Raw genomic sequence first — 26,811 nt, 5'->3', positions numbered from 1 at the left:
ATGAGCCAGGAGCTGTCGAAGCGGATCGCGAACCTCTCACCGGAGAAGCGCGCCGAGCTGCTCAAGAAGATGGCCGCGCAGAAGGCCGTCGCCGGCAACTCCGTCCAAGGGCTCATCCCCGTGCAGGACCGCTCCCGGCCCCTGCCCCTCTCCTTCGCCCAGCAGCGCCTCTGGTTCATTGATCAGCTGCAACCCGGGACCTCCCTCTACAACGTGCCCATGGCGGTGCGTCTGGAGGGCACGCTCGACGTGGCCGTGCTGGAGCGCGCGCTGCGCGAAGTGGTGCGCCGTCATGAAGTGCTGCGCACCACGTTCCGCGAGGACGCCTCCGGCCCCGTGCAGGTGGTGTCTCCCGAGCCGGTGCTCGCGTTGGAGCGCAAGGACCTCACGGACTCGCCGCCGGAGGAGGCGTGGCGTCTGGCGCGCGAAGCCGCTGCGCAGCCCTTCGACCTGGCCAAGGGCCCGCTGCTGCGGGCACTGCTGCTGACGGCCGCGCCGGCGGAGCACCTGCTCGTCGTGGTGGTGCACCACATCGTCTCGGACGGCTGGTCCATGACGCTGCTGGTGCGCGAGGTAGCGCTGCTCTACGGAGCGCTCGCGCGGGGACAAGCGGCGCCCCTGCCTCCGCTGGGCGTGCAGTACGCGGACTTCGGCGTCTGGCAGCGCGAGTGGATGCAGGGCCCCCGGCTGGAGAAGCAGCTCGATTACTGGAAGCGGCAGCTGGCCGGAGTGCCCTCCGCGTTGGAGCTTCCCACCGACTTCCCGCGTCCCGCGGCCCGCAGCGGCCGGGGCGCGCGGCATGAGCTGCTGCTGTCGCGAGGGCTGACGGACGCGCTCAAGGCCCTGGCGCAGCAGGAGGGCGCCTCGCTCTTCATGGTCCTCCTGACGGGCTGGCAGGTGCTGCTGTCGCGCTACGCGGGGCAGGAGGACGTGACGGTGGGCTCGCCGGTGGCGGGCCGCACGCGCGGGGAGGTGGAAGGCCTCATCGGCCTGTTCGTCAACACGGTGGTGTTGCGCACGCAGGTGGAGCCCACGGCGTCCTTCCGCGCGCTGCTGCTCCAGGTGCGCGAGACGGTGCTCGCGGCCCATGAGCACCAGGAGTTCCCCTTCGAGCGGCTGGTGGAGGAGCTGCGTCCGGAGCGCACCCAGGGGCGCACGCCGTTCTTCCAGGTGATGCTCACGCTCCAGGCCTCCTTCCGCGGCGCGGCGTCCGTGGAGGGCGTGAAGCTGGAGGCCCTGGAGCTGGACACGCTCACATCGAAGTTCGACCTGATGCTCCAGGTGCTGGAGACGGAGGCCGGGCTCAAGGGCTTCCTCGAATACGACGCCGACCTCTTCGCCCCGTCCACGATGGCGCGCATGGCGGAGCACCTGCGCGTGCTCCTGGAGGGCGCCGTCCGCCGGCCCCACGAAGCCGTCTCCCGCCTGCCGCTGCTCACCGACGCCGAGCGCCACGAGGTGCTCCTCGCCTGGCAGCCGCCCCGCCCCGCGCCGCTGCCGTGGAGCACGCAGCACGGCGCCTTCGAAGCGCAGGTGGACCTCACGCCGGACGCGGTCGCTGTCACCTTCGGAGGCCAGTCGCTCACGTACGCGCAGCTGGAGGCCCGGGCCTCGCGGCTGGCGCGCCACCTGCGCCGGCTGGGCGTGGGCACGGAAGTGCGCGTGGGCCTGTGCGTGGAGCGCTCGCTCGACATGCTGGTGGCGGTGCTCGCCGTGCTGAAGGCCGGGGGCACCTACGTGCCGCTCGACCCGGCGTTCCCCACGGACCGCCTGGCGTACATGGTGGAAGCCAGCGGGATGCCGGTGCTGGTGTCGCAGCGCTCGCTGGAGTCCATCCTGCCGCCGCACTCGGCGCGGGTGGTGCTGCTGGACGGGGACGCGGAGGCCATCGCGGCCGAGGACGGTTCGCCACTGCGCGACGCGGCGCCCCCGGAGGCCGTGGCCTACGTGCTCTTCACCTCCGGCAGCACCGGGCGTCCCAAGGGCGTGCAGGTGCCGCACGGCGCGGTGGCGCGCTTCCTGGCGGCGCTGCGTGAGACGACGGGCCTGTCCTCGAAGGACGTGCTGGTGGCCGTCACCACGCTGTCGTTCGACATCGCGGTGCTGGAGCTGTTCCTGCCGCTGTCGGTGGGCGGGCAGGTCGTCATCGCGTCGCGGGACATCGCGGTGGACGGCTCGCGGCTGGCGGGGCTGCTTCGGCAGTGCGGGGCCACGGTGCTCCAGGCCACGCCCAGCACCTGGCGGCTCCTGCTGGAGACGGACTGGCGGGGACCGGGGCTGACGGCGCTCACCGGCGGCGAGGCCCTGCCGCGCGAGCTGGCCGAGTCGCTCATCCAGCGCTGCCGGGTGCTGTGGAACGTGTACGGCCCCACGGAGACGACGGTGTGGTCCACCACGCACGCGGTGGCGCCGGGCTCGGGCAGCGTGCCCATTGGCCGGCCCATCTCCGGCACGCAGGTGTACGTGCTGGACAGCGGGCTGAACCCGGTGCCGCGCGGCGTGCCGGGCGAGCTGTTCATCGGCGGCGAGGGCGTCACGCGGGGCTACCTCCACCGGCCGGACCAGACAGCGGACCGCTTCATCCCGGACGCGTACGGCGGCGTGCCGGGCCTGCGCGTGTACCGCACGGGCGACCGCGTGCGGTGGGCCGCGGATGGCGTGCTGGAGTACCTCAACCGCGTCGACAACCAGGTGAAGCTGCGCGGCTACCGCATCGAGCTGGGAGAGATTGAAGCGGTGCTGAGCCAGGCGCCGGGCGTGCGCGACGCCGCCGTGGTGGTGCGCGGCGCCGGGGCCGACGCGCGCCTCGTGGGCTACGTGGTGGCCCGTCCCGGCCAGACGCTGGAGTCGCAGTCCCTGCGCGCGCTCCTGAAGGAGCGGCTGCCCGAGTACATGGTGCCGTCCGCGCTGGTCGTGCTGGACGCGATGCCGCTGACGCCCAACGGCAAGGTGGACCGCAAGGCCCTGCCCGCGCCGACCGTGTCCACCGAAGCCGCGCGCGAGTTCGTCGCGCCCCGCACGCCGATGGAGGCGCAGGTCGCGGAGCTCTACGCGTCGCTCCTCCACGTGCAGCGGGTGGGCGCCACCGACAGCTTCTTCGAGCTGGGAGGGCACTCGCTGCTGGCCACGCGGCTGACGTCGCGGTTGCGCACGGCGTACCAGGTGGACCTGCCCCTGCAGGCGTTGTTCGAGTCCCCCACGGTGGCGGACCTGGCGGCGCGCATCTCGGCCTCGGCGCAGGACCCGCGCTTCGCCGGTCCGCCTCCGGTGGTGCCGGTGCCGCGCACCCGGAACCTGCCCGCGTCCTTCGCGCAGCAGCGCCTCTGGGTGCTGGATCAGCTGGACCCGGGCTCGGCCGCGTACAACATGCCGTTCTCGCTGCGGCTGACCGGGGCGCTGAACCTGGAGGCCCTGCGCCTGGCCCTGGAGCTGGTGGTGCACCGGCACGAGTCGCTGCGCACCACGCTGCGGCCCGGCACCGGCGCGCCCGAGCAGGTCATCGCGCCGCCCGAGCCGCTGGTGCTGCCGGTGGTGGACCTGCGCGCCCTTTCGCCGGAGCAGCGCGACGCGGAGGTGAAGCGCCGCTCGGAGCTGGAGGTGCGGCTGCCGTTCAACCTGGAGGTGGGGCCGCTCCTGCGCGTGTCGGCGCTGGTGCTGGATGCGCAGGAGCACCTGCTGCTGCTGACCCTCCACCACGCCGTCTTCGACGGCTGGTCCATGAGCATCCTGATGCGGGAGCTGTCGGAGGCCTACCGGGCCCTGGTGGCGGGGACGCAGCCCGTCCTGCCCGCGCTGCCCTTCCAGTACGCGGACTTCGCGGTGTGGCAGCGCGAGTGGCTGTCGGGAGAGGAGAAGGAGCGTCAGCTCGGCTGGTGGCGCCAGCAGCTTGAAGGCATGCCGTCCGTGCTGGAGCTGCCCACGGACCGTCCGCGAGGCCTCCGCGAGGCGCATCCCGGCGCCCTGCTGCAGGTCGCGTTCCCGCTGGAGCTGACGCGGGCCGTGGAGGCCCTGTGCGTGCGCGAGGGCATCACGCCCTTCATGTTCCTGCTCGGCGCGCTCCAGGTGTTGATTGGCCGCTACTCCGGTCAGGACGACGTGAGCATCGGCTCCTCGGTGGCGGGCCGGAATGACGCGCAGCTGGAGGGACTGCTCGGGTTCTTCATCAACACGCTGGTGCTGCGCACCCGGATGGGCGGCGAGCCCACCGTGCGGGAGCTGCTGGGCCGCGTGCGCACCACCACGTTGGGGGTGCTGGCGAACCAGTACGTGCCGTTCGAGGAACTCCAGCCGATGCGCGACCTGCGCGCGTCGCCGTTGTTCAACGTGCTGTTCCTCATGCAGAACATCCCGGAGGTGGACCTCTCGCTCGCGGGAGTGAAGGTGCAGGTCGAGGAGCGCATGGGCGCCTCCGCGAAGTTCGACCTCACGCTCTCGCTGTCGCGGACGGAGAAGGGCTTCACGGGCGAACTGGAGTACGACACCGACCTGTTCGACAGGTCGACCGTCACGAGGATGCTGCGGCACCTGAGGTTGCTCGTGGAGGGCTTCGTCGCCCATCCGGAGCACCGCGTGTCATCGATGCAGCTGCTCGCGGGGGAGGAGCGCCAGCAGGTGCTGGTGGACTGGAACGCCACGCGCGCTCCGTTCCCCGAGTCCTGCGTGCATTCGCTCTTCGAGGCGCAGGTGCGGAGTGCACCCGAGGCGCTGGCCGCGGTCTTCGAAGGGACGCAGCTGACGTATGCGCAGCTGGATGCGCGCGCCAATCAGCTCGCTCATGCCCTGCGCCGTCGCGGGGTTGGGCCCGAAGTCCGCGTGGCGCTCAGCGTCGAGCGCTCCCTGGATATCGCCATCGGCCTGCTTGGCATCCTGAAGGCTGGTGGCGCCTGGGTGCCGGTGGATCCACTGCTGCCCCGCGAGCGCCTGGCCTTCATGCTGGAGGACAGTGCGGCCCAGGTGCTCGTCACCCAGCAGCCGCTGGTGGACCGTTTCCCGGAAGCACTGCATGCACGCGCGCTCTGCCTGGATACGGAGCGCGCTGAGCTCGCCACGGAACCGACGGATGCGCCCGTGACGGGCGTGACGCCCGCGAACATGGCGTACCTGCTGTACACGTCGGGCAGCACGGGCACGCCCAAGGGCACGGCGGTGGAGCACCGCAGCGTCGCCAACCTCGTCACCCACGAAGCGGTGGCGTACGGCATCGGCCCTGGCAGCCGCGTGCTTCAGTTCGCCAGCCTCAGCTTCGACCTGTCGGTGGAGGAGATTTTCACCACGCTCTGCAACGGCGCCACGCTGGTGCTCGCGCCGCTGGAGAAGTTGATGCCGGGCGCGCCGCTGCCCGTGCTGCTGCGTGAGCAGGAGTTGAGCGTCGTCAGCCTCACTCCCGCAGCGCTGGCGGCCACGTCCTCTGAAGGGCTGCCGAAGGTGCGCACCGTCATCTCCGGCGGTGAGGCCCTGCCCGCGGATGTCGTCGCGCGGTGGGCTCCGGGGCGGAGGCTGATCAACACCTACGGCCCCACTGAAGCCACCGTCATCGCGACGCTGGGCGATGTCGTGGCGGGCAACGGCGTACCCTCCATCGGCAAGCCGCTGGCGAACGTGCGCGTCTACGTGTTGGACCCGCACGGGCAGCCGGTGCCGGTGGGCGTGCGCGGTGAGCTGCACATTGGCGGAGTCGGTGTCGCGCGCGGGTATGCCGGACGGCCAGGCCTCACCGCCGAGCGCTTCGTGCCAGATGCCTTCTCCGGAGAAGAAGGGGCTCGCCTCTACCGCACGGGCGACGTGGTGCGCTGGCGCGCGGATGGCCAACTGGACTTCGTCGGCCGTATCGACGCCCAGGTGAAGGTGCGCGGCTTCCGCATCGAGTTGGGCGAAGTCGAGAACGCCCTGCGGGCTGCCCCCGCCGTGAAGGACGCTGTCGTGCTCGCCCGCGAGGATTCGCCGGGCGACAAGCGTCTCGTGGCGTACATCGTGGGGGACGCTCTCGACGTGACGGCCCTGCGTGCCCACCTCAAGCAGCACCTGCCCGAGTACATGGTGCCCGCCGCCTTCGTCCCCATGGAGGCGCTGCCGCTGACGTCCAACGGCAAGGTGGACCGCAAGGCCCTGCCCGCTCCGGACGCGGGCCTGCTCCGGGCCTCACACGCGTACGAGGCTCCGGCAACGCCGCTGGAGGAAAAGCTCGCGGCCCTGTGGAGCGAAGTGCTGCGCGTCCCCACCGTGGGCCGCACGGACAACTTCTTTGAACTGGGCGGACACTCGCTGCTCGCGACCCAGTTGGTGGCCCGCGTGCGCGCCGCTTTCGACGTGGAACTCCCCCTCCGCGCCCTCTTCGAGGCGCCCACCATCGCGACACTCGCCGGGAAGTTGCAGCGCGCCTCCACGGGTACGCGACTGCCGCCGCTGACACGCACGCGCACCGACGGTCCGCAGCCCCTCTCCTTCGCACAGCAGCGCCTGTGGTTCCTGGATCAGTTGGCGCCGGACGACGCGTCGTACAACCTCCCCGTCGCGCTGCGCCTCCTGGGGCGGCTGGACGTGGAGTCCTTGCGTCGTGCCTTCGAAGCCTTGGTCGTGCGGCACGAAGCGCTGCGCACCACCTTCTTCGAAGAGGGGGGCCAGCCCTTCCAGCGCATCCATGCACCGGCCTCCTGGGCGCTCCCCGTGGCGGATCTGTCCGGCCTGGACGAATCCGCTCGTGAGGCGGAGACGCTGCGGCTTGCGACACGGGAGGCCCGGCAGCCCTTCCACCTCGTCCACGGTCCGCTGCTGCGCACGGCCCTCCTGAAGTTGACCGGGGAGACGCACGTCCTCCTCGTGACGATGCACCACATCGTCTCCGACGGCTGGTCCATGGGTGTGCTCGTGAAGGAGCTGGCCACGAGTTACGCCACCTTCACCGCGGGCCGAGAGCCTTCGCTCGCGCCGCTGCCGGTGCAGTACGCGGACTTCGCGCTCTGGCAGCGCCAGTGGTTGCAGGGCGAGACGCTGGAGTCGCAGCTCGGCTACTGGAAGCGGCAGCTGACCGGAGCCCCCGCCGCACTGGAGCTGCCCACGGACCGTCCACGTCCGGCCGTGCAGTCCCGGCGCGGTGCCACCGTGCCTGTCACCATCCCCGTGGAGCTGATGGACTCACTGCGCAGCCTCGCCCAGCGCGAGGGCGCCACACCCTTCATGCTCCTGCTCGCGGCCTGGCAGCTGCTGCTGTCTCGCTACTCCGGCCAGGACGACATCAGCGTGGGTTCACCAATTGCCGGCCGCACCCACGCGGAAGCCGAAGGCCTCATCGGCTTCTTCGTCAACACGCTCGTCCTGCGCGCCCACGTGCGCCCGGAGGAGTCCTTCCGCCAGCTGCTCTCCCAGGTGAAGGCCACCACCCTCGCGGCCTATGAGCACCAGCACGTGCCCTTCGAGAAGCTGGTGGAGGTCCTCCAGCCCTCGCGCGACTTGAGCCGCAGTCCCCTCTTCCAGGTGATGCTCGTCCTGCAGAACGCCCCCGCCGAGGCGCTGCGCGTGCCGGGCATGGCCTTCCAGCCCATCCCCCTGGAGGGCAACTCCTCCCGCTTCGATTTGGCCCTCACCCTCTTCGAGGTGCCTCAGGGTCTCACCGGCTTCCTCGAGTACAGCACCGACCTCTTCGACGCCTCCACCGTTCAGCGCCTCATGGGCCACTTCGGCGTCCTTCTCTCCTCTCTTGCCGCCCAGCCCGACGCGCGTGTCTCCACGCTGGAGGTGATGACGGCCGAAGAGCGGCAGAGGCTTCTCGTCGAGTGGAACGAGACGGATACCGCCTTCCCGCGCGACACCTGCATCCACCACGTCGTCGCCGAGCACGCCCGACGCACGCCCAACGCCATCGCCGTGCGCATGGGCGAGCGAAGCGTCACCTACGCTGACCTTGACGCCTGGGCTCACGGCCTCGCCGTCCAGTTGCACGTCTCCCGTGGCGACCGCGTCGCAGTCCTCGCGGAGCGCTCGCCGGAGTTGGTGGCGGGCCTGCTGGCCGTCCTCAAGATGGGTGCGGCCTACGTCCCCATCGCGCCCGGTGTCCCGCCGGAGCGTCTGGCCTTCATGCTGGAGGACTCCGGCGCCTCCGTCCTCCTCACCCAGCAACACCTTCGTGCTTCGCTGCCTTCTCTCTCCGCGCGCGTCCTCCCGCTGGAGGTGGAGTCCGCGGCCCACATGCAGCCACTCCCGGTGGCGTCCGTAGGGCCAGAGGATTTGGCCTACGTCATCTACACGTCCGGTAGCACCGGCCGCCCCAAGGGCGTCGCCGTCCACCACCGCGCGTTGATGAACCTCATCTCCTGGCACCAGCGCACCTACTCGCTGACACCTCGGGACTCCACCGCCCTCACCGCCGGCGTCGCCTTCGACGCTTCCACCTGGGAGGTGTGGCCCTCGCTGGCCTCCGGCGCCAGCCTCGTCGTCCCGCCCGACACCGTGCGTGCCGAGCCCTCGCAGTTGCTTCAGTGGCTGGCCCGCGAAGCCATCACCACCTGCTTCATGCCGACGCCCCTGGCCGAGGCTGTGTTGCGTGAGGAGTGGCCTCGGCCCATCGCCCTGCGTGCCCTGCTCACGGGTGGCGACGCCCTCCACCACGGCCCGCCTCCTTCGGTACCCGTGGCCCTTTTCAACCACTACGGGCCCACCGAGAGCACCGTCGTCGCCACCTTCACCCCCGTCCTGCGCGACGACAGCACGCGGCCTCCCATCGGCCGCCCCATCGACAACACCCGTACGTACGTCCTCGACGCCCACTTGCAGCCGGTGCCCGTGGGTGTCCCGGGTGAGCTCTTCCTCGCCAGCGAAGGCCTCGCCTGGGGCTACCTTGGCCAGCCTGCCCTGACGGCCGAGCGCTTCATCCCGAACCCCTTCTCTTCCACCCCGGGTGCCCGCCTCTACCGCACCGGTGACGTCGTGCGCTGGCGCGCCGACGGCCAGCTGGACTACCTCCAGCGGCTCGACTTCCAGGTGAAGGTGCGCGGCTTCCGCATCGAGCTGGGCGAAATCGAAGCCTCGCTCCTCGCGCATGCTTCCGTGCATGAGGCCGTCGTCCTTGCCCGTGAGGATGTCCCCGGCGACAAGCGGCTCGTCGCGTACCTCGTGCCCACTCAGGGCCAGGAGCTGGACACCACCGCGGTGCGCGCCTTCCTCAAGGAGCGGCTGCCCGAGTACATGGTGCCCGCCGCCTTCGTCTCACTGGACGCGCTGCCACTGACGTCCAACGGCAAGGTGGACAGGAAGGCCCTGCCCGTCCCCGACGCTTCGCCTCTCGCGGACTTCGTCGCGCCTCGTGACGCCACAGAAGAGAAGCTCGCCGACGCCTTCGCCCAGGTCCTGCGCCGCGAGCGCGTGAGCGTCCACGACGACTTCTTCTCGCTCGGTGGCCACTCGCTGCTGGCCACCCAGCTCGTCTCTCGCATCCGCGCCGCCTTCGACACAGAGCTGCCCCTGCGCGCCCTCTTCGAAGCGCCCACCGTCGCTGCCCTCGCCGAGCGCCTGCGCACCGCCACCTCCAGCCCGCGACTGCCGCCGCTCACCCGCGCCACCCATGAAGGCCCGCCGCCCCTGTCCTTCGCGCAGCAGCGGCTGTGGCTGTTGGATCAGCTCCAGCCCGGCAGCGCCGCGTACAACATCCCCGCCGCCCTTCGCCTGAAGGGCCATGTGGACATCGAGTCCCTGCGCCGCGCCTTCGAAACCCTGGTCGCGCGGCATGAGACGCTGCGCACCACCTTCTTCCAGCATCAGGGCCAGCCCGCTCAGCACATTCATGCGCCAGCGCAGTGGGCGCTGCCCCTGCTCGATGTTTCCTCACTGCCGGAGAAGCAACGGGATGAAGAGGCGCGTCGCCTCGCGAACCTGGAGGCCCGTCGGCCCTTCGACCTGGAAACAGGCCCGCTCCTCCGCACGTCCCTGGTGCGCCTGGGAGACGCGGAGCACCTGCTGCTGGTGACGATGCATCACATCGTCTCCGACGGCTGGTCCATGGGCGTCCTCGTCCGGGAGCTGACCGCGCTGTACGCGGCATTCCATGCGGGGCAGGTGCCCGCTCTCGCGCCGCTGCCCGTGCAGTACGCGGACTTCTCCGTCTGGCAGCAGGCATGGCTCCAGGGCGAAACGCTGGAGGCCCAGCTCGCCTACTGGAAGGAAAAGCTCGCGGGTGCGCCCTCCGCACTGGACCTGCCCACGGACCGCCCGCGCCCGCCCGTGCAGTCGCACCGAGGCGCCGCGGTGGACGTGCGCCTGCCTCCGGAGGTCTCGCAAGCTCTCAAGGCCCTGGCCCAGCGCGAGGGCGCCACGCCCTTCATGCTGCTGCTCGCCGCGTGGCAGCTGCTTCTGTCCCGGTACTCGGGCCAGGACGACATCAACGTGGGTTCGCCGATCGCGGGCCGCACCCAGGCGGAGACCGAAGGCCTCATCGGCTTCTTCATCAACACCCTGGTCCTGCGCACGCACGTGGCCCCCAGTGCGACGTTCCGCGAACTACTGGCCCAGGTGCGCGGTACGACGCTCGCGGCCTACGAGCACCAGCACGTGCCCTTCGAGAAGCTGGTGGAAGTCCTCCAGCTCGTGCGCGACCTGAGCCGCAGCGCGCTCTTCCAGGCGATGTTCTCCCTGCAGAACACGCCCATGGAGGCGCTGCGCGTGCAGGGCTTGTCCTTCGAGCAGCTTCCGCTCGAATCGAACTCGGCGAAGTTCGACCTGACGCTGACGATGCAGGATTCGCCTCAGGGCTTCGTCGGAACGTTGACGTACGCCACGGATCTCTTCGACGCTTCGACCATGCAGCGCATGGTTGGGCATCTGGGCGTGTTGCTGGAGGCCATCGCCGCGAAGCCTGAGGCAACTCTCGCCAGCCTGCCGCTGCTTACGGCTCCGGAGCGGCAACAGTTGCTCGTGGATTGGAATGGGCCCAACGCGGAGTTCCCGCGAGACCTCTGCCTCCATGAGGCCTTCAGCGCCCAGGCCCTTCGCACGCCTGACGCGCTCGCCGTCATCTGCCGCGATGAACGCCTCACCTTCCGTGAGCTGGAGGTTCGCGCCAATCAGCTTGCTCACCGCTTGGTGAAGCTGGGCGTCGGCCCCGACGTGCGCGTGGTGCTGTGCGTGGAGCGCTCCGTCGAAGCCCTCGTGGGCATCCTCGGCGCACTCAAGGCCGGTGGTGCCTACGTCCCCATCGACCCCAGCTACCCGCGTGAGTGGCTGGCCCACGTCCTTCAGGACACCAGTGCTCCGGTGGTGCTCACCCAGCAGCGTCTGCGCGACTCACTGCCTCCGCACTCCGCGCACACCCTCTGCCTGGACTCCGACACTACGGACCTTGAGGCCCAGGACGCTCCGGTGACGTCCGTCACCCCAGAGCACCTGGCGTACATCATCTACACCTCGGGCAGCACCGGCCGTCCCAAGGGCGTGATGATTCAGCACCGCTCCGTGCTGAACCTGCGCGTCGCGCTTGCCTCCACCGTGCACGCGGATGCCCAGCCGGGAGAGCGCTTCAGCGTCAACGCACCGCTCTCCTTTGACGCCTCCGTCAAGCAACTCATCCAGGTGCTCGATGGCCACACGCTTTGCATCGTCCCCGACGAAGCCCGCGCCGACGTGGCCGAGCTGGTGAATCGCATCGGCCACGACGCGTTGGACGTTCTCGACTGCTCGCCCGCGCACCTGCGCTTGCTGGTGGATGAAGGCCTGCTGGAGCGCCAGTCCATCCCCCGCCGCGTCCTCGTGGGTGGTGAGGCCGTGGACCCGGCCACCTGGCGCCACCTGGCCCAGGCCCCGCGTCCACGCGTCTTCAACGTCTACGGCCCTACCGAGTGCACCGTCGACGCCACTGCCTGCGCTTTCGATGCCTCCCCCACTCCCACCATTGGCCGGCCCCTGCCCAACGTGCGCGTCTACGTGCTGGACCGCACGCTGCGCCCGGTGCCCGTGGGTGTCGCTGGGGAACTCTTCATTGGCGGTGAAGGCATCGCTCGCGGCTACCTCAACCGGCCGGAGCTGACGGCGGACCGCTTCATCCCGGACGCCTTCTCCTCCACTCCGGGTGCCCGCCTCTACCGCACCGGCGACGTGGTGCGCTGGCGTGCCGACGGCATGCTCGACTACCTGGGCCGTGCGGACTTCCAGGTGAAGGTCCGCGGCTTCCGCATCGAGCTGGGTGAAATCGAGTCCTGCCTGTTGAAGCACCCTGCCGTGCATCAGGCCGTCGTCCTCGCCCGCGAGGACGTGCCCGGTGACAAGCGACTCGTCGCCTACGCCGTCCCCGAGGCGGGGGCGTCGCTGGACACTGCCGAGCTGCGTGCATTCCTCAAGCAGCACCTGCCTGAGTACATGGTGCCCTCCGCCTTCCTCGTGCTGGAGGCCCTGCCGCTCAACACCAACGGCAAGGTGGACCGCAAGGCGCTCCCCGCGCCCCAGGGCGGCGCAGCCGCCTCCACCTACGTCGCGCCGAGCACTCCCACCGAGGAGCAGCTTGCGGCCCTCTTCACGCAGGTGCTGCGCGTGGAGCGCGTGGGCATCCACGACGACTTCTTCGCGTTGGGTGGCCATTCGCTGCTGGCCACTCAGCTCGTCTCGCGTGTGCGTTCCACCTTCCGCGTGGAGCTGCCGCTGAGGGCCCTCTTCGAAGCGCCCACCGTGTCCGCGCTCGCGGAGCGCCTCCAGGCCCAGGATCCAAGCCTCCAGCTACCTCCGCTCACCCGGACCCAGGCGGACGGCCCACAGCCCCTCTCCTTCGCCCAGCAGCGCCTCTGGTTCCTGGACCAGCTCACCCCGGGCGATGCGTCCTACAACATCCCCACCGCGCTCCGGCTGACGGGCCGGCTGGACGAGGAGTCCCTGCGCCGCGCCTTCGAAGCGCTGGTGGCCCGCCACGACGCCCTTCGCACCACCTTCCGTGAGAGCCAGGGCCAGGCCGCCCAGCACATCCACGCGCCCGGCACGTGGGCGTTGCCGCTCATCGACCTCTCCACGCTGCCTGAAGCGAAGCGCGAAGCCGAAGCCCAGCGGAAGGTCGAAGCGGATGCGCGTCAGCCCTTCGACTTGCGGAATGGCCCGCTGCTGCGCACCGCCCTCGTTCGGCTGGCGGAAGAAGAGCACCTGTTGCTCGTGACGATGCACCACATCGTCTCCGACGGCTGGTCCATGGGCGTCCTCGTCCGGGAGCTGGTGGCCTTCTACGAGGCCTTCTCCACGGGCCAGACGCCCACGCTGCCTCCGCTGCCGGTGCAGTACACGGACTTCGCGGCGTGGCAACGCAACTGGCTCCAGGGTGAGACGCTGGACGCGCAACTGGGCTACTGGAAGGAGCAGCTTCAGGGGGCTCCGGCCGCGCTGGAGCTGCCCACCGACTTCCCCCGCCCGGCCATCCAGTCCCACGCGGGCGCAACCCTCTCCGTGAGGATTCCGCAGGCGACGTCCGACGCGCTCAAGGCCCTGGCCCAGCGTGAAGGCGCCACGCCCTTCATGGTGCTGCTGGCTGCCTGGCAGACGCTGCTGTCCCGCTACTCGGGCCAGGACGACGTCACCGTGGGCTCGCCCATCGCCGGCCGTACCCAGGCGGAGACCGAAGGCCTCATCGGCTTCTTCGTCAATACGCTCGTGCTACGTGCGCGCGTGACGCCAGAGGACTCCTTCCGCCAGCTGCTTGCCCGGGTACGTGGCTCGACGCTCGCGGCCTACGAGCACCAGCACGTGCCCTTCGAGAAGCTGGTGGAAGCCCTCCAGCCCGTGCGGGACACGAGCCGCAGCCCTCTCTTCCAGGTGATGTTCGTCCTGCAGAACGCACCTGGAGAGGCGCTGCGAGTGCCGGGCCTCACCTTCCGGCCGGCCGTCGCCGAGGGCCACTCCGCCAAGTTCGACCTCACCCTGACGTTGCAGGACTCACCCCAGGGCTTCACCGGATGGATGGAGTACAGCACTGCCCTCTTCGAGCGGAGCACCATCGAGCGGATGGCGGGCCACCTGCGCACGCTGCTGGATGCCGTGGCCACGAAGCCCGAGCAGCCCGTCGCGGAACTGGCGCTCCTCTCCAGCGAGGAGCGCCAGCGCGTCCTCGTGGACTGGAATGACACGACTGCCGTCAGCCCCACGGACATCCCTGTCCACGTCCACTTCGCCCGGCAGGCCCAGCGCGCACCGGACGCCATCGCCCTCGTCCTCGGTGAGGCTTCGCTGACGTATGCGCAGCTGGACGCACGCGCGAATCAACTGGCTCACCATCTGCGTGGCCTGGGCATCGTTCCGGGTGCACGCGTGGGCCTCGCCGTCGAGCGCTCCTTCGAGTTGGTGACGGCCCTGCTCGCCATCCTCAAAGTGGGCGCGGCATTCGTCCCCGTGGACCGCAACGCTCCCGTGGAGCGCATCGCCGCACTGCTGGAGGACGCGGGCGTCCACTTCATCGTCACGCACCAGCCCTTTGCCTCACTGCTACCCGCAGCTGGCACTCGCGTCTGGCTGGACGCGCAGCGTGACGTCATCGCTGCGCTGCCCACCCACGCACCCAACATCCGCGTGGACGGTGAAGCGCTGGCCTACGTCATGTTCACCTCGGGCTCCACGGGCCGCCCCAAGGGCGTCTGCGTGCCCCACCGAGGCATCACCCGCCTGGTGCTCGGCAGCTCCTTCATGCGCTTCGGGCCTGACGAAGTCTGGCTCCAGGCAGCCCCTGTCGCCTTCGACGCGTCCACCCTCGAAATCTGGGGTGCGCTGCTGCACGGCGCGACGCTCGTCCTCGCGCCTCCCCATTCGCTCTCGCTGGAGGAACTGGCCGCACAGCTGCGTCACCACCGCGTGACGTCGCTGTGGCTCACCGCCGCACTCTTCGAGCAGATGGCCCTGCACCAGGGTGAAGCCCTCGCAGGGGTGCGCCAGGTCCTCGCCGGTGGCGATGTGCTGCCCGCCCCCCGCGTGCGTGAGCACCTTGCTCGCCTGCCGGAAGGAGCCAGCTTCCTCAATGGCTATGGCCCCACGGAGAACACCACCTTCTCCACCACCTTCGCCATGCACCGCGATTCGGTGGTGGAAGGCGCCATTCCCATCGGTCGACCGCTCACCAACTCCACCGGCTATGTGCTCGACGTGCACCTGCGACCGGTGCCCGTAGGCGTCGCGGGCGAGGTGTACGTCGGCGGCCAGGGCCTTGCCTGGGGCTACCTGAATCGTCCTGACCTGACCGCGGAGCGCTTCGTCCCTCATCCCTTCGCCTCCACTCCGGGCGAACGGCTCTACCGCACCGGTGACAAGGCACGCTGGAAGATGGACGGCACGCTCGACTTCCTGGGCCGCGTCGACTTCCAGGTGAAGGTGCGTGGCTTCCGCATTGAGCTGGGTGAAATCGAAGCCGCGCTGCGCTCCGCCTCCGGCGTCAACGAAGCCGTCGTGGTGGCCCGGGGCTCGGACGCGGACAAGCGTCTCATCGGCTACGTCACCGTGCACGCGGGCCACTCGCTGGACGCGGACGCGCTCAAGGTCCACCTCCGCAAGAACCTGCCCGAGTACATGGTGCCGTCGGCACTGGTAGTGCTGGACGCGCTGCCCCTCAACGCCAACGGCAAGGTGGACCGCAAGGCCCTACCGGAGCCGGAGGCTCAGCAGTCGGGCACCAGCTACGAAGCACCTCGCACGGAAGCCGAAGCGAAGCTGGCCTCCATCTGGGCCGAAGTCCTCCATCTGCCCCAGGTGGGCGTGAAGGACTCCTTCTTCGAGCTAGGGGGCCACTCCCTGCTGGCCACGCAGGTCGTCTCTCGCGTGCGCGCCGAGTTCAACGTCGAACTGCCCCTCCGCGCGCTCTTCGAGTCCCCCACGGTGGAGGCGCTTGCCACGCGGCTGCACGGCAGCGCGAGCTCCCAGGCCCCGAAGCTCACTCGCGTCACGCATGACGGCCCTCGGCCCCTGTCCTTCGCCCAGCAGCGGCTGTGGCTGTTGGACCAACTCCAGCCCGGTGACGCGTCGTACAACATCCCCACCGCGCTCCAGCTCTCCGGACACCTGGACACGGAGGCCCTGTGCCGTGCCTTCGAAGCGCTCGTCCAGCGTCACGAAGCCCTGCGCACTACCTTCCATTCGCACCAGGACCAGCCCATCCAGACCATCCATGCAGCCAGTGGATGGACGCTGCCGCTCGTGGACCTCTCCACCCTGCCGGAGGCACTGCGGGAAGAAGAAGCGCGACGTCTGGCCAACGAGGAAGCGCGTCGGCCATTCGACCTCGCCAGGGGCCCGCTGCTCCGCACCACGCTGGCGCGGTTGGCCGAGGACTCCCACCTGCTGCTGGTGACGATGCACCACATCGTCTCCGACGGTTGGTCCATGGGCGTCCTCGTCCGCGAAATGGTGGCCTTCTACGAGTCCTTCGCCACGGGCAGCACGCCGGCCTTCGCACCGCTGCCCGTGCAGTACGCGGACTTCGCGACGTGGCAGCGTGACTGGCTCCAGGGGGAAGCGCTGGAGGCGCAGATCCACTTCTGGAAGCAGCAGCTGTCCGGAGCGCCCGCGGCACTGGAGCTGCCCACGGACCGTCCGCGTCCGCCTGTGCAATCAAACCGTGGCGCCACGCTGGACCTGCACATCCCCGCGCAGGTTTCCGAAGCGCTCAAGGCCCTGGCGCAGCGTGAAGGCGCGACACCCTTCATGACGCTGCTGGCGGCATTCCAGCTGCTGCTGTCGCGCTACTCGGCACAGGACGACATCAGCGTGGGCACGCCCATCGCGGGCCGTACCCAGGCGGAGACCGAAGGCCTCATCGGCTTCTTCGTCAACACGCTCGTGCTGCGCGCCCGGCTGAACCCTCGGGCCACGTTCCGGGAACTGCTGACCCAGGTGCGCGGCACGACGTTCGCGGCTTTCGAGCACCAGCACCTGCCCTTCGAGAAGCTCGTCGAAGCCGTGCAGCCCGCGCGCGACCTGAGCCGCAGTCCGCTCTTCCAGGCCATGTTCGTCCTGCAGAACACGCCCAACGAGGCGCTGCGTCTGCCTGGCCTGTCCTTCCAGGCCCTGCCGCTGGAGACCCACTTCGCGAAGTTCGACCTTTCGCTGGGACTGCGCGAAGGCAGGGATGGCTTCGTCGGCACGATGGAGTACGCGACGGACCTGTTCGATGCGGCGACGGTTCAGCGCATGGCCGGGCACTTCGGCGTGTTGCTGGAGGCCATCGCGAAGAAGCCGGACACGCGGCTGGGTGATCTGCCTTTGCTCACGGAGCCCGAGCGTCGGCAACTGCTCGTCGAATGGAATCCTCCGGCTTCACAGCTGACGCAGGTCCCCAGCATCCCCGCGATGGTGGAGGCCCAGGTGCACCGCACGCCGGATGCATTGGCCGTCATCACGCCCGAGCGCCAGCTGACGTACCGGGAGCTGGACGCGAAGGCGAACCAGCTCGCGCACCGTCTGCGTGGCCTGGGCGTTGGGCCCGAAGTCCGCGTCGGCCTGTGCGTCGAGCGCACCGAGGACCTTGTCATCGGAGCCCTCGGCATCCTCAAGGCCGGTGGCGCCTACGTGCCGCTGGACCCCAGCTACCCGCGTGAGCGTCTGGGCTGGCTGCTGGAGGACGCGCAGGGCCCCGCCCTCGTCGCCCATTCGCACCTGCTCTCCGCGCTGCCCGAAACGTCTTCGACACCCGTGTGCCTGGACTCGGACGAGGAGCTGGCTACGCAGCCCGTGACGAAGCCCGCGGTCGCCATCCACCCGGGCCACCTCGCCTACCTCATCTACACGTCCGGCAGCACCGGCCGGCCCAAGGGCGTCGCCATCTCTCATGGCAACGCCGTGTCGTTCCTCCACTGGGCATTGGAGACGTTCACCGCCGAGGAACTGAAGGGCACGCTCGCCGCGACGAGCCTCAATTTCGACCTCTCCGTCTTCGAGCTCTTCGCCCCGTTGAGCAGCGGTGGCGCGGTGGTCGTGGCGAAGAACGCCCTGCACCTGGCGGAGCTGCCGACGGCTTCTCTCGTCACCCTCGTCAACACGGTGCCCTCCGCCATGGCGCAGTTGCTGCGCCTGAACGCGGTGCCGCCCTCCGTGCGTGTCATCAACCTCGCGGGTGAAGCCCTGCCGGAGACGTTGGCCAAGCAGGTCTACGCCGTCCCCTCGGTGCAGAAGCTCTACAACCTCTACGGGCCCTCCGAGGACACCACCTACTCCACGGCGTCTCTGGTTGGCCGCGATGAGGTGCCCCTCATTGGTCGTCCCCTGCCCGCCACGCGCGCGTACGTGCTGGATGCTTCACTCCAGCCCGTGCCTGTCGGCGTGGCAGGTGAGCTGTACCTCGCCGGTGAAGGCCAGGCTCGCGGCTACCTGCTTCGCCCGGAACTCACGGCGGAGCGCTTCGTGCCGGAGCCCTACGGTCCTCCGGGCGGCCGCATGTACCGCACCGGTGACCGCGTCCGGTACCGCAAGGACGGTCGGCTGGAGTACCTCGGCCGCATCGACTTCCAGGTGAAGGTGCGCGGCTTCCGCATCGAGCTGGGTGAAGTCGAAGCCGCGCTCCGCCGTGCACCGGGCCTCAAGGACGCTGTCGTCGTCGCGAAGGGCGAGGCCGCTGACAAGCGCCTCGTCGCCTACGTCACGCCCAAGGCCGAAGCCTCGCTGGAGGTGGAAGCCCTCAAGGCCCATCTGCGCCAGGGCCTTCCCGAGTACATGGTGCCCGCCGCGGTGGTCGTGCTGGACGCCCTGCCCCTCAACTCCAACGGCAAGGTGGACCGCAAGGCCTTGCCGGAGCCAGGGAACCTCGCGCGTTCGTCCGACTTCATCGCGCCTCGGAACGACACCGAGGCACAGCTGGCCGCGCTCTTCGCGGAAGTGCTGCGCGTGGAGCGCGTGGGCATCCGGGATGACTTCTTCGCCCTGGGCGGCCACTCGCTGCTGGCCACGCAGGTTGTCTCGCGCGTGCGGGCTGCGTTCGCGGTCGAGCTGCCGCTGCGAGCCCTCTTTGAGGCTCCCACCGTGGAAGGGCTCGCACCGAAGCTCGCGGGGGCTCGGTCCGTTGCGCTTGGGGCACCGCCGCTGCGGCCCTCGCCGCGCGAAGGCAGCCTTCCGCTGTCGTTCGCCCAGCAGCGCCTCTGGCTGTTGGATCAACTCCAGCCGGGTGACATCTCGTACAACATCCCCACGGCCCTGCGGCTGACGGGCCAGCTGGACGTGGAGTCCTTGCGCCACGCCTTCGAGGCGTTGGTGGACCGTCACGAATCGCTGCGCACCACGCTCTCCGCCGAGCACGAAGAACCGTCACAATGCATCCAGCCTCCCTCCGGTTGGGAGCTGCCCGTCATCGACCTGACGACCCTCCCCGAGTCGCACCGTGAGGAGGAAGCCCGGCGAGTGGCGGACACGGAGGCCCGGCGCCCCTTCCACCTCACCACGGGCCCGCTGCTGCGCAGCACGCTGCTGCGCCTGGGGCAGGACTCGCACCTGTTGCTGGTGACGATGCACCACATCGTCTCCGACGGCTGGTCCATGGGCGTGCTCGTCCGAGAGGTGGCGGCCTTCTACGAAGCCTTCAGCACCGGCCGCGCGCCCGTCCTCCCTCCGCTGCCCGTGCAGTACGCGGACTTCGCCGTGTGGCAGCGAGGCTGGCTCCAGGGGGAGGCCCTGGACAAGCAGCTGGGCTATTGGAAGCAGCAGCTGGAGGGGGCTCCGTCCGCGCTGGACCTGCCCACGGATCGTCCTCGCCCGCCCATGCAGTCCCGCCAGGGTGCCCTGGTGGACGTGCGCGTCTCTCCGGAGGTCTCCCAGGCACTCAAGGCCCTGGCCCAGCGTGAAGGCGCCACGCCCTTCATGGTGCTGCTCGCGGCCTGGCAGACGCTGCTGTCCCGCTACTCCGGCCAGGACGACATCAGCGTGGGCACGCCCATCGCGGGACGCACGCAGGCGGAGACCGAAGGCCTCATCGGCTTCTTCGTCAACACGCTGGTGTTGCGCGCCCGGCTGGAGCCGCAGGATTCGTTCCGCCAGCTGCTCGCCCAGATGAGGGCCACGACACTCGCGGCCTACGAGCACCAGCATGTGCCGTTCGAGAAGCTGGTGGAGATCCTCCAGCCCGCGCGAGACCTGAGCCGCAGCGCGCTCTTCCAGGTGATGTTCTCCCTGCAGAACGCACCCATGGATGCGCTCCGACTGCCGGGGCTGTCCTTCCAGAGCGTCCCGGTGGACACGCGGTCCTCCAAGTTCGACCTGACGCTGACGATGCAGGATTCGCCTCAGGGCTTCGTCGGAACGCTGACGTACGCCACGGATCTCTTCGACGCTTCGACCATGCAACGCATGGTGGGCCACCTCGGAGTGTTGCTGGAGGCCATCGCCGCGAAGCCTGAGGCAACTCTCGCCAGCCTGCCGCTGCTTACCGCTCCGGAGCGGCAGCAGCTTCTCGTGGACTGGAATGGGCCCAACGCGGAGTTCCCGCGAGACCTCTGCCTCCACGAGGCCTTCAGTGCCCAGGCCCTGCGCACGCCTGACGCGCTCGCCGTCATCTGCCGCGATGAACGCCTCTCCTTCCGTGAGCTGGAGGTTCGCGCCAATCAGCTTGCTCACCGTTTGGTGAAGCTGGGCGTGGGCCCTGACATACGCGTGGTGCTCTGCGTGGAGCGTTCCGTCGAAGCCCTCGTGGGCATCCTCGGCGCACTCAAGGCCGGTGGTGCCTACGTCCCCATCGACCCCAGCTACCCGCGTGAGTGGCTGGCCCACGTCCTCCAGGACACCGGTGCGCCGGTCGTCCTGACCCAGCAGCGGCTGCGCGACTCGCTGCCGCCTCACTCCGCGCACACCCTCTGCCTGGACTCCGACACTGCGGACCTTGAGTCCCAGGACGCTCCGGTGACGTCCGTCACCCCAGAGCACCTGGCGTACATCATCTACACCTCGGGCAGCACCGGCCGTCCCAAGGGCGTGATGATTCAGCACCGTTCCGTGCTGAACCTGCGCGTCGCCCTCGCCGCCACCGTGCACGCGGATGCCCAGCCGGGAGAGCGCGTCAGCGTCAACGCGCCGCTCTCCTTCGACGCCTCCGTCAAGCAGCTCATCCAGGTGCTCGATGGCCACACGCTTTGCATCGTCCCTGACGAAGCCCGCGCTGACGTGGCCGAGCTGGTGAATCGCATCGGCCAGGATGAGTTGGACGTCCTCGACTGCTCGCCCGCGCACCTGCGCCTGCTGGTGGATGAAGGCCTCTTGGAGCGCCAGTCCATCCCCCGCCGCGTCCTCGTGGGCGGCGAAGCGGTGGACCCGGCCACCTGGCGCCACCTGGCCCAGGCCCCGCGTCCGCGCGTCTTCAACGTCTACGGCCCCACCGAGTGCACCGTCGACGCCACTGCCTGCGCTTTCGACGCCTCCCCCACTCCCACCATCGGCCGGCCCCTGCCCAACGTGCGCGTCTACGTGCTGGACCGCACGCTGCGCCCGGTGCCCGTGGGCGTCGCCGGTGAGCTCTTCATCGGCGGCGAAGGCGTCGCTCGTGGCTACCTCAACCGGCCGGAGCTGACCGCAGACCGCTTCATCCCGGATGCCTTCTCCTCCACGCCCGGAGCCCGCCTCTACCGCACGGGCGACGTGGTGCGCTGGCGTGCGGACGGGATGCTCGACTACCTGGGCCGTGCGGACTTCCAGGTGAAGGTGCGCGGCTTCCGCATCGAGCTGGGTGAAATCGAGTCCTGCCTGCTGAAGCACCCTGCCGTGCATCAGGCCGTCGTGCTGGCTCGCGAGGACGTGCCCGGTGACAAGCGACTCGTCGCCTACGCCGTCCCCGAGGCGGGAGCGCCCCTGGACACCACCGAGCTGCGTGCATTCCTCAAGCAGCACCTGCCCGAGTACATGGTGCCCGCCGCCTTCCTGGTGCTGGAAGCCCTGCCGCTCAACACCAACGGCAAGGTGGACCGCAAGGCGCTCCCCGTGCCCCAGAGCGGTGCAGCCGCCTCCACCTACGTCGCGCCGCGGAATCCCACTGAGGAGCAGCTCGCGGCCATCTGGGCAGCCGTTCTGCGCGTGCCGCAGGTCGGCATGAAGGATTCCTTCTTCGATCTGGGCGGTCACTCGCTGCTGGCGACCCAGGTGGTCTCGCGAGTGCGTGCCGCGTTCAGCGTGGAACTGCCCCTGCGCGCGCTCTTTGAGGCCCCCACCGTGGAAGCCCTCGCGGCGCGTCTGGCGGGGCTCACCCGCACGAGCACGGCGCGGATCACACGTGTCTCCCATGACGGACCCCTGCCGCTGTCCTTCGCCCAGCAGCGGCTGTGGCTCATCGACCAACTGGAGCCGGGCAGCGCGCTCTACAACATGCCCGTCGCCGTCCGGCTGGAGGGCCACCTGCGCGCCGACGTGCTGGAGCACGCCCTGCAGGAAGTCGTGCGCCGGCACGAAGCCCTGCGCACCACCTTCGCGCAGGTGGAGGGAGCACCGGTCCAGATCATCCATCCCGACAGCCACCAGCCCCTGGCCCTCGTGGACCTCTCGGACCTTCCCGAGCCCCAGCGCGAGCCCGAGACGCGGGTCCGCGTGGAAGCGGAGATGCGCCGGCCCTTCGATTTGCGCACCGGGCCGCTCCTGCGCACGCTGCTCTTCAAGCTCTCCGGGCGCGAGCACGTCCTCGTCGTCACAATGCACCACGTCGTCTCCGACGGCTGGTCTCTGGGCGTGCTGGTGCGTGAAGTCTCGGCCCTCTACGAGGCCTTCGCCGCCGGACAGCCGTCACCACTGCCCGCGCTGCCGGTGCAGTACGCGGACTACGCCGACTGGCAGCGCCGCACGCTTTCGGGTGAGACGCTGCGGCAGGAGATGGCCTACTGGGAGGCGAAGCTCTCTGGCGCTCCGGCCGTGCTGGAGCTGCCCACCGACTTCCCCCGACCAGCCATCCGGAGCACCGCGGGCGCGACCCTGGGCTTCACGCTGTCGCGTGAGTTGACGGAAGCCCTGCGTGGACTGGCACACCAGGAAGGCGGCTCGCTCTTCATGGTGCTGCTCGCGGCCTGGCAGGGGTTGCTTGCTCGCTACACGGGACAGCAGGACCTCAGCGTGGGCTCGCCCATCGCGGGCCGCACGCGCGCGGAGACCGAAGGCCTCATCGGCTTCTTCGTCAACACGCTCGTCCTGCGCGCGAAGGTGGATGCGGATCAGTCCTTCCGTGCGTTGCTCCAGCAGGTGCGCGCCACGGTGCTGGAGGCCTATGAGCACCAGGAGGTGCCCTTCGAGAAGCTGGTGGAGGCCCTGCAGCCCACGCGAAGCCTCAGCCGCACGCCGCTCTTCCAGACGCTGCTCGCGCTCCAGAACGTGCCCACGGAGGACGTGCGGTTGACGGACCTCCGGCTGCGGAGGCTGGAGGCCACCCACTCGACGTCGAAGTTCGACGTGAGCGTCTTCTTCACGGAGACGCCCGATGGCCTGCACGGCACGTTGGAGTACAGCACCGCCCTCTTCAAGCAGAGCACCGTGGAGCGGATGGCGGGCCACCTGCGCACGCTGCTGGAGGCCGTGGCCGCCAAGCCCGAGCAGCCCGTGGCGGAAGTGCCGTTGCTCACGGGAGTGGAACGTCAGCGCATCCTGGTGGAGTGGAATGACACGGCCGCTGTCAGCCCCACGGACATCCCCGTCCACGTGCACTTCACCCAGCAGGCCCAGCGCACGCCCGACGCAGTGGCCCTGGTACTGGGCGAAGTGACGCTGACGTATGCGCAGCTCGAAGCCCGTGCGAACCAACTGGCCCATCACCTGCGCGGCCTGGGCATCGTCCCGGGTGCACGCGTGGGCCTTGCCGTCGAACGCTCCTTCGAGCTGGTAACGGCCCTGCTCGCCATCCTCAAGGTGGGCGCAGCCTTCGTCCCCGTCGACCGCAATGCCCCTGTGGAGCGCATCGCCGCACTCCTGGAGGACGCGGACGTCAGCGTGACGCTTACGCACCAGCCCTTCGCTTCACTGCTGCCTGCTTCCGGCACACGCGTCTGGCTGGATGCGCAGTCCGCTGAGATTGCCGCACTGCCCACGCATGCGCCGGACATCTACGTGGACGGTGAAGCGCTGGCCTACGTCATGTTCACCTCGGGCTCCACGGGCCGTCCCAAGGGCGTCTGCGTGCCCCACCGGGGCATCACCCGCCTGGTGCTCGGCAGCTCCTTCATGCGCTTCGGGCCTGACGAAGTCTGGCTCCAGGCGGCCCCTGTCGCCTTCGACGCGTCCACGCTCGAAATCTGGGGCGCGCTGCTGCACGGCGCGAAGCTCGTCCTCGCGCCTCCCCATTCGCTTTCGCTGGAGGAACTGGCCGCGCAGCTGCGTCACCACCGCGTGACGTCGCTCTGGCTCACCGCCGCACTCTTCGAGCAGATGGCCCTGCACCAGGGTGAAGCCCTCGCGGGTGTCCGCCAGGTCCTCGCCGGTGGCGACGTGCTGCCTGCTGCCCGCGTACGTGAGCACCTTGCTCGCCTGCCGGAAGGCGCCACGTTCCTCAACGGCTACGGCCCCACGGAGAACACGACGTTCTCCGCGACGTACACCCTGCGCCGCGACACGGTGGTGGAAGGCGCCATTCCCATCGGCCGGCCGCTCACCAACTCCACGGTCTACGTGCTCGACGCGCACCTGCACCCGGTGCCCGTGGGCGTCGCGGGTGAGGTGTACGTCGGAGGCCCCGGCCTTGCCTGGGGCTACCTCAACCGCCCCGACCTGACCGCGGAGCGCTTCGTCCCGCATCCCTTCGCGGCCACTCCGGGCGAACGGCTCTACCGCACGGGCGACAAGGCACGCTGGCGGGAGGACAGCACGCTCGACTTCCTGGGCCGCGTCGACTTCCAGGTGAAGGTGCGTGGCTTCCGCATCGAGTTGGGGGAAATCGAGGCCACGCTGCGCGCTGTCTCCGGTGTCAACGAAGCCGTCGTGGTGGCCAGGGGCGCGGACTCGGACAAGCGCCTCATTGGTTACGTCACGGCTCGCGCAGGCCACGCCCTGGATGTGGGGGCGCTGCGGGCCCACCTGCGGCAGCGGCTGCCGGAGTACATGGTGCCCGCCTCGCTCATGGTGCTGGACGCGCTGCCGCTCAACGCCAACGGCAAGGTGGACCGCAAGGCCCTGCCCGAACCCGATGCTCACGCCATCGAAGCCCGGGACTTCGTCGCGCCACGCGACGCGCTCGAAATGCAGCTCGCGCGCATCTGGGAGGACGTCCTCGGCATCCGCTCCGTCGGCGTCCGCTCCAGCTTCTTCGAGTTGGGCGGCCACTCCCTGCTCGCCGTACGCATGGTCGCCGTCGTGCGCGAGCGGCTGGGCCAGACGATTCCCCTCTCCGTCCTCTTCCAGCAGCCCACCGTCGAGCAGCTCGCCCAGGTGCTTCGCGATGACTCGCAGGCCTGGACGCCGCTCGTCCCGCTGGAGCGCGGCGAGCCCAACCAGCGGCCCCTCTTCCTCGTCCACCCGGGTGGCGGCAACGTCCTTGCCTACTCGGAGCTGGCGCGCAGGCTGGGGCCGTCACTGCCTGTCTATGGCCTCCAGTCTCGCGGCCTCGACGGAGGCCCCGTCGCGGAGTCCATCGAGGAGATGGCGGACCTCTACATCGACGCCATTCGCACGGTGCAGCCGCACGGCCCCTACCAGCTCGGTGGCTGGTCCCTGGGCGGGCTCGTCGCCTACGAGATGGCTCGCCGCCTGCGCGATGCGGGTGAAGCCGTGGACCTGCTCGCCCTCATCGACGCTTATGTGCCCGGACTGACGAAGCCCTCCCAGGACGCCACGCACCTGGCTCCCGAAGCACGCGCACGGCTCGCCTTCGCCCATGCCACCGCCACGGCGTTTGGACAGACCCTCTCCGTTCCTGACGAAGTGCTGGCACAGGGTGACGACGGCGCGATGCTGGCGCAGCTGCTCCAGGAAGGTCTCCGGGCGCGCATCCTGGATGCGCACTCTGGCCCGGCCCAGCTGCGTGCCCTCTTCAACGTCTTCCGGGCCAACCTCTTCGCCCAGGAGAAGTTCGTGCCCCAGCCGTACGACGGCACCGCGCTGCTCCTGAGCGCGAGCGGAGTCGCCGCCGGGATTCCGAAGCACCGTGGCTGGGTGTCCCTGGTGCTCGGCGGCCTGGAGGTGCACGAGGTTCCCGGTGGCCACCACGCCCTGATGCAGGACCCGCACCTCGGGGCTGTCGTTGAGCGCCTGCGGGAGGCGCTTGCGCGGGTGTCCGGCATCGCGCCCCAGCAGGCATCGGGGAGCTGATCCAGGGCGGATGTGAAATCAGGCGCCCACCGTCGTGGATCATCGCGACGGTGGGCCTGTGTCACACGGCCTGTATCAGGGAAGAGACGCACGGAGCAGGCCTCACTCCAGAGGACATCCGAGGTCCTTCCCGCCTCAAGTTCTGGGAACCAGAGAAATTCTGCAAATACCTGAATTCACTCGGGCAAGGATGGGTCCGTCCTCATGACAGGATGATCATTGGCGGAATAATCTCCCTTAAATGAATTTGACCCACCCTCGCGCTTCTCCCGGGAGAGCAGCGCAGGGCGTCAGTTCGGCACCACCCGCAGACCTGGATTCACGCGAGCGCCGCTACCCCGGTGGTGCTCGTGCGCAGTGGCGTCCCCGAGCGCGGAGTACATGAGATGAGCCACGAGCTGTCGAAGCGGATCGCCAACCTGTCGCCAGAGAAGCGCGCCGAATTGCTCAGGAAGGTGGCCGCGCAGAAGGCCGTCGCCGGCAACTCCGTCCAAGGGCTCATCCCCGTGCAGGACCGCTCCCGGCCCCTGCCCCTCTCCTTCGCCCAGCAGCGCCTCTGGTTCATTGATCAGCTGCAGCCTGGGACCTCCCTCTTCAACGTGCCCATGGCGGTGCGTCTGGAGGGTGCGCTCGACG

Annotated in this window: 2 protein-coding genes; both read left to right on the top strand. The window is 69.6% G+C overall.

Translation table 11 applies throughout. The features are described from left to right. A complete protein-coding gene (locus D7X96_RS30855; protein WP_121771378.1) occupies nucleotides 1-26,175 on the top strand; it encodes a non-ribosomal peptide synthase/polyketide synthase in 26,175 nt (8,724 codons plus the stop codon). A gap of 386 nt (nucleotides 26,176-26,561) precedes the next feature. Beyond that, a partial coding sequence (locus D7X96_RS30850) for a hypothetical protein (RefSeq protein WP_208647409.1) occupies nucleotides 26,562-26,811 on the top strand: 250 nt, incomplete at its 3' end.

The sequence above is a fragment of the Corallococcus interemptor genome (genome assembly GCF_003668875.1).
GTDB classification, from domain to species: domain Bacteria; phylum Myxococcota; class Myxococcia; order Myxococcales; family Myxococcaceae; genus Corallococcus; species Corallococcus interemptor.
The sequence above is the reverse complement of the archived record's forward strand: the minus strand, read 5'-3'. Positions and strand labels throughout refer to the sequence as shown.